Source organism: Runella rosea (genome assembly GCF_003325355.1).
Lineage (GTDB): Bacteria > Bacteroidota > Bacteroidia > Cytophagales > Spirosomataceae > Runella > Runella rosea.
Window position 1 is genome coordinate 5,620,567 of record NZ_CP030850.1, and the last position, 16,900, is coordinate 5,637,466.

The window sequence follows — 16,900 nt, forward strand, 5'->3', positions numbered from 1 at the left end:
GACCGTAAAATGGCTAACTACACCTTACAAATCAATAACAAAAACTACCGTGTGGATGTCGAAGAAGACACTCCGTTGTTGTGGGTGCTCCGCGACAATCTAGGCTTGGTAGGTACCAAGTATGGTTGCGGCATTGCCCAATGCGGCGCTTGTACTGTGCATTTGAATGGTGCGGCTGTACGCTCCTGCGTGTTGCCCGTGTCGGCAATTGGCACCAAGAAAATCACCACCATCGAAGGATTGTCGGCCAATGGAGAGCATCCCGTGCAGAAAGCTTGGTCTGAACTGGACGTTCCTCAGTGCGGGTATTGCCAAGCGGGTCAAATGATGACTGCGTCGGCATTTCTCAGTAAAAATCCCAAACCTTCTTCCGAACAAATCGAAGAGGCCATGAACGGCAACATTTGCCGTTGCGGAACCTATCACCGTATCCGTGAAGCCGTAGCCCTTGCCGCCACAAAACGCAAATAACCACTCATCATGTCTGCAAAATCAACCAGAAGAGATTTTATAAAAGCCTCGGCCATGGCGGGAGGCGGGTTTTTGCTGAGCTTTCGCTGGAACGACGCGCTGGCGGCTCGGCTCACTGGCAGTGCTCCAGGGGAGGTGGCGTTTAACAGCTATCTTTCTATTTCTCCCGATAATGTAATTACCATTTTGTCACCCAATCCTGAGGTGGGGCAAAATATCAAAACATCTTTTCCGATGATTGTGGCGGAAGAACTGGATGCTGATTGGAAGAACGTGAAAGTGGTACAGGCCAATTTGGATACGCAAAAATTCAACCGTCAGGCCACGGCCGGAAGTGGTGCCATGCAGCATTCGTGGGACCGTCTTCGCAAAGCTGGCGCTACCGCTCGGCTCATGCTGATGGAGGCCGCCGCTAAACGTTGGAATGTTTCTTCTGCAATGTTGACCACCGAAAACGGATTCGTGTGGCACAAAGAAAGCGGGCGTAAACTCAATTACGGTGCATTGGCCATAGAAGCGGCAACTTTGCCCGTGCCGACCGAGGTAAAATTCAAAGATAAAAAAGACTATAAACTCATTGGGAAACCCATTCACAACGTCGATAACGCCGAGATGATTACGGGGAAGCCCCTCTATGGTTTGGACATCTACCGAGAAGGAATGTTGTTGGCCATGATTGAACGTCCTCCGTTTGGTACAAAAATAAAATCAGCGGATGTGGCCGCTGCCAAGGCCATGCCTGGCATTGTGGAGGTAGTTGTTTTTAAAGACAAGGTGGCGGTTTTGGGCAAATCTACGTGGCAGGTAACCAAAGCTCGGAAGTTACTGAAAGTGGAATATGAGCCAGACGGTGCGGTGGAAAGTACGACCGACCACGACCGTTTGATGAAACAACTGCTGGACAAAACAGACGTAAAACCCTTGCGCAAAGACGGCGATGTGGATGCTGTTTTTAAAACTGCCGCCAAGGTAATCACGCGTGAATACCAAGCGCCTTTTTTGTCCCACGCCTGCATGGAGCCGATGAACTTTTTCGCGCACGTGCGCAACGATGGCGTGGAGTTGATTGGCCCGGCCCAATTGCCCGAAGATACCCGAAAAAATGTCGCCAAATTATTGGGCGTTGACATTGAGAAAGTCACGCTAGAAATGACGCGCATGGGCGGCGGCTTTGGACGTAGGCAGCGCTCCGACTATTCGATGGAAGCGGCCGAGCTGTCGAGCCTCTTGAAAGCCCCCGTCAAAGTGATGTGGACGCGGGAAGATGATATGCGAGGCGGGCAATATCGTCCGGCGATGCTTTATCGTTTTCAAGCGGCATTGGATGCCGACGGGAATTGGATCGGGTACAGAATGCGCGGGGTAGGCGTCAACTCTGGCAACAGCACGCGCCCCGATCATTTTCCGGCGGGAGCCGTGCCTAATTTTCTGGTAGATTCCATTGATCATAAATCTCCGGTGACGACGAGTCCGTGGCGGGCACCTTCTGAGAATTTTCTGGGATTTGCCGAGCAATCTTTTTTTGACGAAATAGCCACCGCCGCCAACCGCGACCCCATCGAATACCGATTGGCATATCTTGACAAAGCCAAGAAATCGCCCGTAGGAGCCGTAAAATATGACATTGACCGCATGAAAGGTGTCATTGAGTTGGTGGCAGAAAAAGCGGGTTGGGGTAAAAATAAAAAGGTATTCCAAGGATTTAGTGCCTATTTTTCGCACGGCTCATACATCGCCCAGGTGGCTGAGATTGAAATGCAGAATGGACACCCGGTATTGCTTAAAATGGTGGCGGCGGTAGATTGCGGCGTGGTTGTCAACCTAAGCGGTGCCTACCAACAGGTAAAGGGCGGCATCATCGACGGCTTGGGACACGCGTTGTACGGCGAAGTAACCCTCAAAGATGGCGTACCCGACCAAAAGAACTTTGATACCTATCGATTGATACGGATGAAAGAAATCCCAGACGTAGAGGTGTATTTTGTAGACAGCGCCATCAATCCAACGGGCCTCGGAGAGCCGGCCCTTCCTCCGGCAGCGGCAGCTTTGGCCAATGCCTTCTTTAAAGCCACGGGAAAACGACTTTACAATCAACCCTTTATGCAGGAAGAGACTATGAAAGGGGTGAAGTTTGGGTAAAGTAGTTAGAGTTTCTGCCGAAGTTGGTGTTTTTCACCAACTTCAGAGGGGTTTGGCGGCGAAAACACCACTAAGAGCGAAATAATTGTATCTCTTTGATTTATCTAACGCCATAGTCTAAACAGTGCTTTTTTCAGTTATACCTTTAAAAATCGTATTTTCATGATCAAGCACCTTCTACTTGCTTTGTTTTTCTGTCTATGTTTAGATACGGTTTCGGCCCAAAACGGAAACTTTTCCTTCGTATTTATGACTGATATGCATCTGCGCCCCGACCCCGTCGTAGAAAAAGCATTCAATAAAGTAGTACAACGAATAGAGCAAATAAAACCTGACTTTGTACTTTCAGGAGGAGACCAGATTTTTGACATCATGCGGGGGAATCGGGCAAAAGGAGATTCTCTTTTTACCTATTACCTCACTCAGACCCGTAGATTTAAAGTCCCGGTTTACAATTGCGTAGGAAACCACGACCTCTTTGGAATATACGAGGAAAGCCCAGAGGATTCCTCACATCCCGATTATAAACTGGGCATGTTTAAGCGATATTTTGGTGATCCCTACTATTCATTTGACCACAAAGGATGGCATTTCATAGTCTTAAACGTTCTGGATGTAGATAACTATAAGTATATCGGGAGAGTGGATGAAGGTCAGTTAAAATGGATAAAAAATGACCTCAGTTCCGTAAAACCCGAAACCCCCGTGGTGGTGGTAGCCCATATTCCTTTGGTTACAACTTACCATGACTTGTATCCTCCTCAAAACGGCTATCTCTCTCAGCCCCCAGTTTCTAACCGTAACGAAGTCTTAACCCTTTTTAAAGACCATAACCTCAAATTTGTTCTTCAAGGGCATATTCACTGGTTTGAGGACTTAAATATAGCGGGAAAAACCCACTACATAACTGGTGGGTCTATCGCTGGACGACCATCTTGGCGCGGTAATACACATGGTTCAAGGGGCTTTTTGAAATTTAATGTATCTGGGGGCCACGCTACTTATGAGTTTGTGTCATATGAGGATAAAGACTAATTCATGTGAAATAGAAGGAGGATAAAGATAAGTCGCAGCGCGGCGTACTATTTGTAGCGTTATTTAGGAGGATGTTCGCCGATGGCAATTAGGGCGCGTCTAAGGTTTGTTAATGGCTGGCGATTCAGTTTTAAGGCTTCGATCGTTGCTCGCCCGATAGCTGTTTTGCCAATAATTTTCTGCCGAAGTTAGTGTTTTTTACCAAATTCAGTGAGCTTAGCGGTGAAAATACCACCAAGAGTGATAACCTCCATTTCTAAAATTTCAACGTTGCCGAGGTGGGTGTATGCACCCACCTCTTTTCATTGTCTCACTTTGAGTCAATATTAGGATTGTACAGGATAAGGATGGTATAAAATTGTTATTCTTTTGAATTTACAAAAGAATACTGTCCAATCTGTGCCTAAATAACGCCCTTCTCATCTCTGAAATCATCTAAAACCTATGAAGAAATTCTCCTTTATTCTCTTATTGCTGACCGCCCTGATTGCTCCCGTTTTTGCGGCTGTGTCCATCGTCAATCTAAACGTGGATTATCAGGAAAAACCTTTGGGAATAGATATTGCCAATCCGCATTTTAGCTGGCAAATGAAGGCTTTGGATGTCAAACGAGGATATACCCAAAAAGCCTATCAAATCGTGGTGACCGACGCTAATAATCAGGTAGTTTGGGATACTAAAAAAGTCAATTCCGATATTTCTCACGGTATCGAATACGCTGGCACTCCGCTGAAAGCCACCACGCGTTATACTTGGAAAGTCACGGTTTGGGACAATGCAAACGCTACTGTATCAAGCAGTTCGTGGTTTGAAACGGGCTTGATGAACCCAAGTGTCTCGGCTTGGTCGGGTGCCCGATGGATTGGTGGCGGCGAGGATGACTTGGTGTTTTATTCGCATTATCTGTCGGTATTCAAATTTGAATACGGTATTCAACTTGATAAAGCTACCAATTCGACCAAAGCGTCGTTTTTGTTTGGCGGAAACGATAAGCGGTTGATGAAAAAAGCCTTGAATCTAATGGGCGTTGAAACGGGTAATAATCAAAGTTATATCGCGTTTGAATTGGACATTTCGGGCGTAAATGATTCTCCCGAAGGATTGGCAAAACTGCACATTTATCGGGTAGGCTATACGCTCGACGACAAAGCAGATGTGCCCTTCAAAAGCCTTGAGATTCCGCAGAAACTCATTAATAACGCCAACAAATACGAAAAGCATAGGGTGTTTGCCGACTGTAATTTTGGGCTGTTTGAATTGTACATTGATGGAAGAGAGAACGATAACAAACTGAAAGAAAAAACAACGGGCCCAGCGGCGGGAGGTGGCTTTGGTGCGCGGGGTATCAACCTAAACCCCGTCGGTAGTGGTAACAACTACATCAGTTTTCCGATGTTGGCCGATATTGGTTTTGGGGTGGGAAATGGCCAAACGGTGCATTTTTCGGAAGTAACCATCAAAAATTACCGTTTCCCTTCCAACGCTTTATTTACGGAAAAACTCAATTCGGCGTCTTACGCTGGAATCTTTAAATCACCTAATCTGACGGTTGAAAATGGCGCTTATAAAATCAAAGGCAATGCCCTAATTTTGGCTAATCCGAGCAAAAATGCGGCGCCAATGCTCAGAACAACCTTTGCGACGCAGGCAAAATCCATCAAAACTGCCCGTCTGTACGTAACTGCGCGCGGGATTTATGAGATGTATCTGAACGGTCAACGGGTGAGTAATGATTACTTCAATCCAGGCCTGACGCAGTACAACAAAAACCACATGTACCAAACCTACGACGTGACGGCTTCGGTGAAACAGGGCACCAAAAACGCCCTTGGGGCTTGGTTGAGCGAGGGTTGGTGGAGCGGAAACATCACGTTTAGCGGTGAAAGCTGGAATTTTTTCGGCGACCGTCAATCGCTTTTGAGTAAATTGGTAATTACGTATTCTGATGGCTCTGAGCAAATTATTACCTCTAATCCTACCGATTGGAAGCTCTTTACTGACGGACCCGTTCGCTACGGAAGTTTCTTCCAGGGGGAAGTCTATGATGCGGGCAAAGAAGCCTTGATAAAAGATTGGTCGCTGGCTTCGTACAATGATAATGGCTGGAAATCGGCGGTGGAAGTGCCGCTTGAGGGCACGGCGTATGTGGGGACTTTCACGGATGCGATGGGTAGAAAGTCGTCGCTGGAGTATAAAGACTTCAAACTCGTCGGGCAAATGGGCGACAATGCAAGTATTGTCAAAACCCTCACAGCCCGCAGCGTAGAAGAAGTCCGTCCTAAAGTGTTTGTCTACGATATGGGCCAAAACATGGTGGGTGTGCCGCAGATTCAAATCAAAAACGGTAAAAAAGGACAGGAGATTATTCTGCGCTATGCCGAGGTAAAATACCCGAATTTGCCTGATTATAAGGGGAATGAAGGAATGGTGATGATGGAAAATATCCGCGCAGCCCTTACCCAAGATACCTACATTCTGAAAGGCGGTGACGAAACCATTCAGCCCCGATTTACTTTTCACGGTTATCGTTATGTCGAAATCACGGGCATCGACCAATCTGTTCCTGCCGCCTCAGTCAAAGGCTTGGTAATCAGTTCAATTACAGGCCTTTCGTCAAACTATGAAACCTCCAACGAGTTGGTCAATAAACTTTGGCAAAACATTACTTGGTCGCTTCGCAGCAATTTCCTTTCTATTCCTACCGATACCCCCGCCCGCAACGAGCGCATGGGCTGGAGCGGCGATATTTCGGTGTTTTCGCGCAGCGCTACTTACTTGACTCATTCCGATTTGTTTCTCCGTCGTCATCTCTTGGCTATGCGCGACGTGCAGGCCGAGAGCGGCCGTTTTACCGACGTCGCTCCCATGGGCGGTGGTTTTGGCGGAACCCTCTGGGGCAGCGCGGGTATCGTGGTTGCTTGGGAAACGTATCGACAATACGGTGATGTGCAGCTGCTAAAAGAGCATTATGACGCCATGAAAAAGTACGTAGCGTTTTTGGAAACCAAAGTAGAAAAGGCAACGGGTATTCTGAACGAAGGGCCGCTGGGCGACTGGTTGAGTCCCGAAAATGGTAAAAATGACAATACGCTTTTCTGGATGGCTTATTATGCCTACGACTTGGAAATCATGGCGAAAGTGGCGACCATTCTGGGAAAAACCGAAGAAGCGGCCAATTTTATGACGCAGCACAACGCCGTCAAAGCGAAGTTTAACGAGGTGTACATTGACAAAACCACGCACCGGACCGTCAAGTCGGGTGTAAGAGCGGCTCGCATGGGCCCTCCCGGTCAGCAGCAAGCCGAGCAAAAATCTGACAAAGGACAACTCATGGATACGCAGGCATCTTATGCCATTCCGTTGGCGTTGGGGATATTCAATGAAGAAAATAAACCCTTTGCCGTGAAGTATCTCAACGAAGCCATTCAGCGAAAAAACAAAGACGATGGCGGCATTGAGCGTCCTGAGTACTCACTGATGACGGGATTTATCGGCACCGCCTCCATATCCGAAGCCCTGTCGGAAAACGGCAACCACGACATGGCGTACCGATTGTTGCAACAAAGAAACTATCCTTCGTGGTTGTATTCGGTGGTCAACGGCGCAACGTCGATTTGGGAGCGCTTGAACTCGTACACCGTCGAAAACGGATTTGGTGGCAACAACAGTATGAACTCCTTCAACCACTACTCGTTTGGTGCCGTGGCGTCGTGGATGTACAATTATTCGTTGGGCATTCAACGCCACCCCGAAAGTGCTGCTTTCAAACAAATTGTCCTCAAGCCCACCCCCGACCCCGATAAAGTAATGACCTTTGCCAAAGGGTATTATGATTCGGTGTATGGTAAAATTAGCAGTGAATGGAAATGGGAAAACGGCAAATGGATTTACAAAACCACCGTGCCCGCCAATACATCAGCCACGCTGTATTTGCCGGCCAAAAGCACAAACCAGATTAGTGAAGGCGGCAAAAGCATAGCCACCTGGAAAGGCGTGAAGCAAGAAAATGGAAGCGTGATTATCCCCTTAGTTTCGGGAAGTTATGCGTTTGAGATAAAAGAGTAAGGTATTTTTGGTTTCAGCAAACAAGACCTTACCGCTTTAGCACCCGAAAAGCAATTTCTCGCCCATGCCCTTGCATGATGGTGAGGTTTATCCACGACAGCGCAAATTGCTCTAGTAACAACACTTTGTCACCTTTGCCGAAGTCCCAACAATGGCCAAAACCCGCATCAATAGCAAGCTGGTGAGCCGTTTGTTTGGCTTCGGCGTTGTCGCCTGCCATAAACATATCTATTTTTTGCCCTTCATAAACGGGATTCAAAATGTTTTCAAAACCCGTTGAATTGAAGCATTTGACCACATTTGCGGCTGTTTTATCCGTTAAAGTATGATAGACGGTGTCGTAAGGCGCGGGCTTTTGTCGCACGGCGTTGGTCGCATCAATCAATATTTTATTCGATACGTCCCCCATTTGTTCGATGATGTCAAAAATGGCAGTCGGCGGCGTGGCAATCAAAATCACGTCAGATTGTTTAACCGCAAACGGGATATTAGTAAACCTATCTTCGCCAATTTTGGTAGCAAGTCGAATATTTTTGTGGCTTAATGGAAATTTTGCGCCAATCAAAACGCTATGGCCCGCCTTAATCCATTGTTGCGCCAATGCGCCGCCGACATTTCCAGAACCAATAATGGCTATTTTCATGATTTTAAATATTTGATGCAAGTGTCGTCTTCGTCTGCCGATTTACACAAATTTAAAGGCAGATACGACGCAAAAGTTATTTGTTTAGAATAAAAAACCATCTTGCGGGCTGTGTTTTGGCGGCAATTCTGTTTCGCCCAGCATTTCTTTCAAGTCCCGCTCAATCGTATTGCTCATTGCCGACATCGGAATATCGGTGATGCGGTTTTCAAAAGGGTCTTCGTTTACTTCACCGACTTTGCCCATCACACCAAACACAAAAGAAACCAAAATACTCACCGGCATCATCAGGGCAGGAGTGCCCATTTTTGAGAAATCTGTCATCAGCGCAAATGGCAATATGGCGATGAAAACCCACAAAAATAGCTTGGTAAAAAAATGGTACTGCCGCAGTAAAGGCGTGCTTTTGATGCGCTCGCAAGTTCCTTGAAAATTGTTGAAACCTGCCAAAGTCGGCTCCAAACTGATGTTGTCGAATGCACCCAAAATCTCGATTTTCATTCCGTCTTTGATACGTTTGCCTTGTACAAACAGCAAATAATTGGGAATGTTTTGCTTTTGAACGGCATCTTCAAATTCTTCTTTTGAGAGCAAATGTTTCATTTCTCCCAACGATTTTTGCCCTCTAAGGTGCAAGCGCAAAGCGTGCGCAAAAGCAATTTGACGATAAACCATTTCTTTTTTGTAGTCGTTGATTTGCTCAGCACTTACCTTACCACTTGACAAAGCACTATCGGCATTGGCAATGATCTGTCGTGCAAAAATACGGCTGTTGTTGATGATGCTGCCCCAAATCGTGCGGGCTTCCCACCAGCGGTTATAGGAATTGTTGTTGCGAAAAGCCAAGAAAATTGCCAAGGCACTACCCAAAATAGCCGCCACAGAAAACGGCAAACTGGTTTTTCCCAAATACTGATTGTGATATAAAAAATAAACAGCCGTGGATAAAAACGTGGAGGTCGCCAATTCCCAGCGCATGTAGCGTACAACAGCGATAGGATTGAATATCTTTCTTAAAATCATGCGCTTTCAAAATTCGTGACGAATGAATAAACCTGTATTTTGCGTACTGGCGTAGTTTTTTCGACCGACCGCCGAAAAATCGCCGCCTAAACCAAACTGCCAATCCGCCTTTTTTAAACCCAAACGCAAGCGTTGGGTAAAACTAAAATGGGTGGTTTTGTTCGTCGGGAAGGCGTTTATTAGCTCAATTTGACTGAACAAAAACCATTTTTTACCCAATGTTGGGGTGTAGCGTAAAAGCAAAAACAAATCAAGGTCAGGCTTGCTTTCTAACGCTACAACCGACCAACCAAACACCGTGAGCGTTTTTGAAACATGGGCGTATTGAATGCCTGTTTTTGCAAACGTGCCTCTATTCAATACCTGCCCGACCAACACAGGCGCAAAACCTTTAAACGCAGGATGATTGTACGACAGGGCTTCCGTAAAGCCGAACTGCGGCAAATTGCTGGTTGCTGTTTGTTTGTAATCAACCACTGCTCGCTCTCGTGTAAAAAAAAGGAAGTGGCTATTTTGACCTTCTTTGTTTTTGAAGAACTTAAAAAACATCACGTCAAAACTCGCTTTTTTGTCGCCACCAAAAACTTCCACAGGAATTTGAGCCTGCACAACGCTTGCCCACAACAACGGGACAATGATGTACAAAAACTTAGGGTTCATTGGACAATAGGTGAGAATGCTATTTGTCCAACATTTTGACCAACAACTCGGCCGCTGCTGCCCCTGAATTTTGTTGTTGCCCCGTAATTAGATTGCCATCAGCAATGGCGTAAGCCGAAAAAGGGGCCGCTACTTTAAACGTTGTATCTTCAATTTTCCGGGCCTCGCTTTCGATGCGGTAAGGTTGGATTTTTTGCCCCACGGCTTGGTCGGCAAATTCTTCTTCAGCATCGGCAAAGCCTGTCCACGTTTTGCCTTTTACAATCAGTTGGCCATTTGATTTTTGGGCTTCCAGAAGCAGGGTCGTTGAATGGCAAACGGCGGCACTTGGCTTGCCACTTTCGTAGAAGGTAGCAAAGAGTTTTTCCAAATCCTTGTTGCCCCGGTAGGTATACATCGGGCCTTGACCGCCCACCAAAAAGATAGCAACGTAGTTTTTAGTGTCGACTTCAGTGAGTTTTGGGGTATTTTCGAGCAAATCGTTAAACCATTTTTGCTGCATATAGCCCAACGAAATGACATCATGCGCCGAATAACCGCTTGGGTCTGTGGGGTTGGAGTAGGTATCCATCATTAACTTGCCACCCTCCGTTGAGACCAACTCAACTTCGTAGCCCGCCTCTTGAAACACCCGAAGGGGATGGGTTAACTCAGCCGCCCAAAAGCCAATGGGCCAGCCTGTTTGTTGGGAAATAGAAGGCGAACTTGCCACCATGAGGATTTTGCCCTTTGTGGGCGCACCGTGAAAATGTACATAAGATTGAACTTCTGTTATTGCACTCATTTTTGAGGATTATTAAATTTATTGAAATGATGTTACAAAGTTTAAATCTATACCTACTTTTGCCAAGAGTATCACCAAAAAGTGCGATACATACTTTTTGGTTAGTATTTGAAAATCAATAGTTTATGTTATGCCTGATTTTATTTTTAAAGGGAAAGTCTACTACAACCCTGTTCAATTGGTGATGGAACAGATCGGAGGCGTGTGGAAAATGCCGATTCTGTGGCGACTGAAATACCACACCATGCGCTACGGCGAGTTGCGGAATGATATACCGCACATATCGGATAAAATGCTCACCACTCAACTTCGGGAATTGGAAGCAGACGGTTATGTACACCGACAAGTTTATGCCGTTGTGCCGCCCAAAACAGAATATTCGCTGACGGAGAAAGGAAGGGAAGTCATACCTCTCATAACCCAAATAAGGGAGTATGGAAACCAACTAATTGAAAAAGAAAATAAAAAACTATAAAACAACGCATTGCTGCAAACTCATCGCCAAGCTCACTCACGTTCAACGGTGGGTATATGGCGATGCCATCGGATGTTAGGCAATCAATAGCTAACGTACTTAACACTATTTATTTACCCAAAAACGCAATGAATATACTACAGCCGAAAGTCTTTTTTTACCTCTTTTGTTTGGTTCAGTTGGAGCTGTATGCACAGCCCAAAATAGAGCGTTGGGCTAGGTTTGAAGCAGAATGGACGTACGCGTCGGGCGGGAACCTTTTTCGTGAGGTACAACTTTCCGCCCGCTTTGTGGGCCCCGATACTACTTTTACGGTCGCGGGGTTTTATGACGGCAATAACCATTTCAAAGTGAGGTGTATGCCCACCCAAACTGGTACTTGGACGTACACAACCTCAAGCAACAAAAAAGAACTCAATAACAAAAAAGGCTCGTTTGAATGCGTCAACGCAACGGGTAATAACCGTGGCCCCGTCAAAGTGAGCGATGTGCATCACTTTAAGTACTCCGACGGCACGCGGTATTATCCTTTGGGTACGACCGCCTACGCGTGGACCCACATGGGGCAAGGCTTGCAAGAGCAAACGCTTCGTTCGCTTCAAAACTCTGGATTTAACAAGATTCGAATGTGCGTTTTTCCTAAAAATTACGAATTGGTGAAAGAAGAGCCTGAATTGTATCCTTTTGCCGTGCGCGAAGTGAAAAAGGACGAAAAAGGGAACGTACTCAACGTGTGGGATTTTACGCAGTTTAATCCCGCCTTTTTTCAACACCTCGAAAAACGCATCGACGACCTCAACCGACTGGGTATTGAGGCCGATTTGATTTTGTTTCATCCTTACGATAAAGGTCGTTGGGGGTTTGATGCCATGCCTCATGAGGTCAATGTGCAGTATATCAAATACTTGACGGCGAGGCTGGCGTCGTTTCGGAATGTCTGGTGGTCATTGGCCAATGAGTGGGATTATGTAAAATCCAAAACCGTTGCCGATTGGGATGCCCTTACCCAAGCCGTGGTGGAGTCTGACCCGTACCGTCATTTGTGTTCTATTCATGGCTCTACGGCTACTTACTATGACTACTGGAAGCCAGCGTTTACCCACGCAAGTATTCAGGATGATGCACCCGTTCGGCATTCGGGCGGCGTGTCGACCCTGCGCAATGTGTACCACAAACCCATTATATTAGACGAGGTGGGGTATGAAGGAAACTTAAAATCGCGCTGGGGGCGGTACAGTCCAGAGGAGATGACCCACTTGGCGTGGGTAGGTGTGATGGCGGGCACGTACGTGACGCACGGTGAGTCGTACATGTTTAAGGATGCCTCCGATACTATTTTCTGGGCCAAAGGCGGCCCATTTAAAGGTACTAGCTGGAAGCGTTTTGCTTTTCTCCGAAAAATCCTCGAAGAAGCTCCCTCGCCACTGTCGATGAGCGATGTGAGCCGCGATTATCGCACCTCTTCTGCGGGCGAAGGCTATTATTTTGTGTATTTCGGCAATGAGGTGAATGATTCGTGGGTATTTAACCTCCCTGCCAAAAATGGCGAAGGACCTAAACTCACGGCCGGTCGGCGTTTCAAGATAGATATCATAGACACTTGGGACATGACCGTACAGGCAGTTCCGACCGTTTTTGAAACGGGTCCCGAAACGGATTATCGTTTGTTCGACAAAGACCTCAAGAAAGTTAGACTACCTCTGCGTCCCTACATGGCATTGAGAATCAAAGAGATAAAGTGATTGTTTTACAGGATATGCTTTAGGTTAACCTAATTTTATGCAGTCATTGTTACCAAATCTTTATCTTTGTGTTAATTTTTTAACTGTTCAAGGGTACTTTTATGGTCCCGTACAAAACGCCCGCTAGTGAAACGCTTAAAAATAATACTTTCTTTTTCCTCCATTATTATTGTTTACAGTTTTCAATCCATTGGGCAGATAACTAATAATAACGGTGGCTTACTGACCGATATGATTGATACCACCACCCGGATCGGGAAAAGTATGCTGTCGCTCAATAGCCGCCTGGGTAAAATAGGATTTAGCGGTTATCTGCAGCCACAGTTTCAGGTGGCTGAGTCGAACGGAGCGGGTGGAAATATCTACAATGGCGGGGATTTCGGACCGCAGGTCAACAATCGCTTTCGCCTGCGCCGTGGGCGATTTCGGGCCGATTTTTCGCATTTGACCGACGACGGACGACCTTCGACTTATTTTGTGTTTCAATTTGATGGTACCGAGCGTGGGGTCAATATTCGCGATTTTTGGGGACGGGTTTTTGAACATAAATGGGATTTATTTCACTTCTCGGCGGGCGTGATGGCGCGACCGTTTGGGCATGAAGTTTTGTTGTCATCGGCGTTTAGAGAGGCTCCCGAGCGCGGGCGAATGTCACAAACTTTGGTGCAAACCGAGCGTGATTTAGGCTTCATGTTTAGTTTTAATCCCCGAAGAAAGAATTCTAATTTTAAATGGTTGGCGATTGACTTAGGAATCTATAACGGTCAGGGGCTTACTGGAACGGCCGAATACGATAGTCATAAGGATGTGGTGGCGCGTATCAGCTCTAAGCGGCGTACGATAAGTAGGTCGGGAGGCAAGCTTTCGTGGGGTATAAGCAGCTATTTTGGGGGAATAACGAGCCAAAATGACTTGATGTATGCGGCCAAAAAAGTCGATGGAAAGCCGATTATTGAAAAAGACTCGGCGGCATCAAATATTGGTCGTACTGCGCCAAGGCGATATCTGGGGGCCGATTTTCAACTGGTTTTTCCTAACAAAAATGGGCAGACTGAATTTCGGGCGGAATACATTCGGGGTGTACAAACCGCAACGGCGGCGTCAAGTACCACGCCAGGGAGCTATCCTGTTTCGAGCACGGGAATGCCATTGCCACTGTATACGCGCCGATTTGACGGTGCTTATTTTTACTTTCTTCAGCACCTAGGGAGCCAAGACCATCAGCTTGTGTTAAAGTATGATTGGTACAATCCCAATACCGACGTGAAGGGAAAAAAGATTGACGCCAAAAATGGTTTTACGGGCGCGGATGTTCGGTTTGATACTTTTGGCGGCGGCTACGTGTATTACGTTAATCAGCACCTCCGCGTGGTTTTTTGGTATGAACATCCCATCAACGAAAAAACGGCTGTGAAAGGCTACGAAAGCGACGTGAAAGACGGCGTTTTTACGCTTCGAACGCATTTTAATTTTTAATACCCTGACCGTAAACGCAGTTTTATCGACGTGTTGTGGGCTCCCACCCCTGTTTCTCAGCGAGCGCAGCGTAAGTAAATCGTTTCGTTGGGTTTGAGAGAAATGGGATAACCTGCAATCAGCGCTGAGCCTTTTATGGTCTGGGTTTTATCGCCAATGGTCAGTCGATAGGTCTTGGTTGCCTCAATCGAAAACCATTCCTGAAACTGATTGATGCGTGGGTAATCAACGGGCATGTGGAGATGGTCTGCGTGCCAATTGGCTCCGAAGATGAGCTTCCCTTTCCAAGCCGTGTGTGAAGTCAGCGTGATGTAGATATTGTTTTTGTTGTTTACAGCACCGTAAACCACCTCAGGATTCCAGTCTGAGATATGAACACCCGCAGTTTTCCAGAGGGCATACATCAGCGACGTTCGCGCAAAATTTCCGTCGCCGTGCCAGCCTTCAATAATTCCATCGGGTTTTTGGAAATTCCAAAGTACTTTTATCTCGCTTTCGAGCCAGTCTTTGACGCTCGGAATCGGCTCTCTCAGGTATAAATTCAGGGTTCCTTCGATGGCGTCGGCGTAGCCGTCGGCACTGCCGTTTTCCCAGTCATGGTTACGGTAATTGGCTGAAAGCGAGCTGAGTGCTTTCAGCGTTGCTTCTCGGTAAGCAACTACTCCGTCAATCATGTAGACGGTATAAAAGGCGTTGAGTGTATAGCCAAAATTGTCGGCGATTCGTTTTTGTACTATCTCACCCGTCAGCGGATTTACCTCATCGTAAAAAAGCCCGTGTTCATTGCGGCCGGTGGCCAAAATGGTATTGAGCATTTCGTGCAAATACGGTTGCCACTGCTTCTTTTTGGCGGGATTAGCCGTATTGACAACGGCATACATTTCAACCAAGCCCGCCACAATTTCGCAACCGTGGTCGCGCAGACGCAGGCGAGAGAGGGTCCGCGTAGGCAAATGGGCATCGCTTAAATAATAATCACCGATTTGAATGCCCCACGCCAGCCATTTGGGGTTTTTGGTGAGCCAATACATCCGTGCCAGTACTTGCAACAAATCCCCGCCCACTTCCACGACGGCGCTGTTGCCAAAGAAATTTCCTTTAATTTGAGTCGGAACGTCCACGATTTTGTCAAGGTCTTCCAAAATGCCCAGCATCCGCTCTGACCACGGACTGGGGCCGAGCCATTCGGTGAGGGGCACTAGCCCGTCTTTCATGTATTCTGCACTGCCAAATACAATTTGGGAGGTGTCAATTGTACTTTTTTCAAAGCCTTTTTTACAAAAAGAGTAAGTGTCTGGCAGGCGGCCTATGCGCGATGTTAGTCGGGTTTCGGCGGCGAGCATTTCGCGCATTTTTCCTTCAAAAAGCGGCTTATCTAGCATCGCGGCGGTCATGACCATAAACGGGTAATTATCGGCCGCAGCGTCCCAAGCGTTCCAAATGCAGGTACTTTCTTTTAGATTACGCGGAATAAGGCCCGTAGCGGGGTCGGCTTTTGTGAGCCAGCCCAACAAAAAACGGTGACTCCGACGAAAGGCTTCATTGGCGGCTTGGCCGTTGGTGAGGGCTTGCTCAAAATTTACTTTTTCTTGCGATGTAAATGGTGCTTGAGCAAAGCCCACAACTGAGACAAGGATGAAAAGCAGAAATAAGAGACAGGGCTTCATGAAGGAGGTTTTAGGCATATTTATAAAAGCATAAAAGGGGAGCAATTTAATGTTGTAATCTAAGGGCTGCCTATTTTAGCCTAAATACTTCACAATGCTCTCTCTAGTTGAATCCCTGCCTTTAACTGAATGTTTATGGCTTGCCTCTCGTGGTTTATGTGCAAAAAACTCCTTCGCAACCAATAATGTGAATGAGTGTCGCATAGCCGACAATTTACTTTTTTTATTCCTGCAAACTTTGGGGTGTTGTTTAAAACTAAAAGCAAAAACACATGAAAAAGTTAGCAGGAAGTATTATTGTTTTGTTGGTGTTATCAATTCAACTGCAAGCGCAAAAATCAGAAATTTTCGTCAAAGACAGTGTCGCGGTCAGAGGCTATGATGTAGTGGCGTATTTCACCCAATCGGCCCCTGTGAAAGGCAATTCAGAGTTTGTTTACGTTTGGAAAGGTGGTAAATGGTACTTTGCCAACCGCGAAAATCAGGAAGCTTTCAAAGCTTCTCCTGAAAAGTATGCTCCGCAATACGGCGGCTATTGTGCGTACGGCACAGCGGGAGGCTATAAGGCCCCCACTGACCCCGATGCTTGGACCGTAAGTGACGGAAAATTGTATCTTAATTACAACAAAAAAGTGATGGAGAATTGGCGTAAAGACCAAGCTAACTTTATTGACAAAGCCAATAAAAACTGGCCAACCGTCAAACTTCAGGAATGAGTGA

Annotated in this window: 13 protein-coding genes; 8 read left to right on the plus strand and 5 right to left on the minus strand. The window is 46.6% G+C overall.

What is annotated here, in order from left to right:
* Window positions 1–9 precede the first annotated feature (9 nt).
* The 4 genes from DR864_RS23255 to DR864_RS23270 all read left to right on the plus strand — a co-directional run bounded on the left by DR864_RS23255 (window position 10) and on the right by DR864_RS23270 (window position 7,710).
* Complete coding sequence (locus tag DR864_RS23255) at window positions 10–471, plus strand: (2Fe-2S)-binding protein (RefSeq protein WP_114069208.1); 462 nt, start codon at window positions 10–12, stop codon at window positions 469–471.
* A gap of 9 nt (window positions 472–480) precedes the next feature.
* Window positions 481–2,610, plus strand: coding sequence for a xanthine dehydrogenase family protein molybdopterin-binding subunit (locus tag DR864_RS23260; RefSeq protein WP_114069209.1), 2,130 nt, complete (start codon window positions 481–483; stop codon window positions 2,608–2,610).
* Window positions 2,611–2,772: 162 nt separating this feature from the next.
* A complete protein-coding gene (locus tag DR864_RS23265) occupies window positions 2,773–3,645 on the plus strand; it encodes a metallophosphoesterase family protein (RefSeq protein ID WP_114069210.1) in 873 nt (290 codons plus the stop codon).
* 444 nt (window positions 3,646–4,089) lie between these two features.
* Window positions 4,090–7,710 (plus strand): alpha-L-rhamnosidase, encoded by a 3,621-nt coding sequence (locus DR864_RS23270; RefSeq protein WP_114069211.1) that lies wholly within the window; start codon window positions 4,090–4,092, stop codon window positions 7,708–7,710.
* A 28-nt stretch (window positions 7,711–7,738) separates the two neighbouring features.
* On the opposite strand, the gene DR864_RS23275 is transcribed toward DR864_RS23270, so the two are convergent.
* From DR864_RS23275 to DR864_RS23290, 4 genes are all read right to left on the minus strand, one after another.
* Window positions 7,739–8,353: an NADPH-dependent F420 reductase gene (locus tag DR864_RS23275; RefSeq protein ID WP_114069212.1), complete on the minus strand. Its 615-nt coding sequence runs from the start codon at window positions 8,351–8,353 to the stop codon at window positions 7,739–7,741.
* 84 nt (window positions 8,354–8,437) lie between these two features.
* A complete protein-coding gene (locus DR864_RS23280; protein WP_114069213.1) occupies window positions 8,438–9,376 on the minus strand; it encodes a bestrophin family protein in 939 nt (312 codons plus the stop codon).
* A gap of 6 nt (window positions 9,377–9,382) precedes the next feature.
* Window positions 9,383–10,036: a hypothetical protein gene (locus DR864_RS23285; protein WP_114069214.1), complete on the minus strand. Its 654-nt coding sequence runs from the start codon at window positions 10,034–10,036 to the stop codon at window positions 9,383–9,385.
* Window positions 10,037–10,055: 19 nt separating this feature from the next.
* A complete protein-coding gene (locus DR864_RS23290) occupies window positions 10,056–10,820 on the minus strand; it encodes a type 1 glutamine amidotransferase domain-containing protein (protein ID WP_114069215.1) in 765 nt (254 codons plus the stop codon).
* Window positions 10,821–10,950: 130 nt separating this feature from the next.
* On the opposite strand from DR864_RS23290, the gene DR864_RS23295 reads away from it, so the two are divergent.
* The 3 genes from DR864_RS23295 (at window position 10,951) to DR864_RS23305 (ending at window position 14,513) form a co-directional block, all read left to right on the plus strand.
* Window positions 10,951–11,295, plus strand: coding sequence for a winged helix-turn-helix transcriptional regulator (locus tag DR864_RS23295; protein WP_114069216.1), 345 nt, complete (start codon window positions 10,951–10,953; stop codon window positions 11,293–11,295).
* A 128-nt stretch (window positions 11,296–11,423) separates the two neighbouring features.
* Complete coding sequence (locus DR864_RS23300) at window positions 11,424–13,037, plus strand: apiosidase-like domain-containing protein (RefSeq protein ID WP_114069217.1); 1,614 nt, start codon at window positions 11,424–11,426, stop codon at window positions 13,035–13,037.
* Window positions 13,038–13,163: 126 nt separating this feature from the next.
* A complete protein-coding gene (locus tag DR864_RS23305) occupies window positions 13,164–14,513 on the plus strand; it encodes a putative porin (RefSeq protein WP_205319155.1) in 1,350 nt (449 codons plus the stop codon).
* Window positions 14,514–14,569: 56 nt separating this feature from the next.
* Here DR864_RS23305 and DR864_RS23310 read toward each other — a convergent pair whose 3' ends face one another.
* A complete protein-coding gene (locus DR864_RS23310; RefSeq protein ID WP_229599458.1) occupies window positions 14,570–16,180 on the minus strand; it encodes a hypothetical protein in 1,611 nt (536 codons plus the stop codon).
* 272 nt (window positions 16,181–16,452) lie between these two features.
* Here DR864_RS23310 and DR864_RS23315 point away from each other — a divergent pair, with 272 nt between their 5' ends.
* On the plus strand, window positions 16,453–16,896 hold the full coding sequence (locus DR864_RS23315) for a YHS domain-containing (seleno)protein (protein ID WP_114069219.1): 444 nt from the start codon (window positions 16,453–16,455) through the stop codon (window positions 16,894–16,896).
* The last annotated feature ends 4 nt before the right edge of the window (window positions 16,897–16,900 follow it).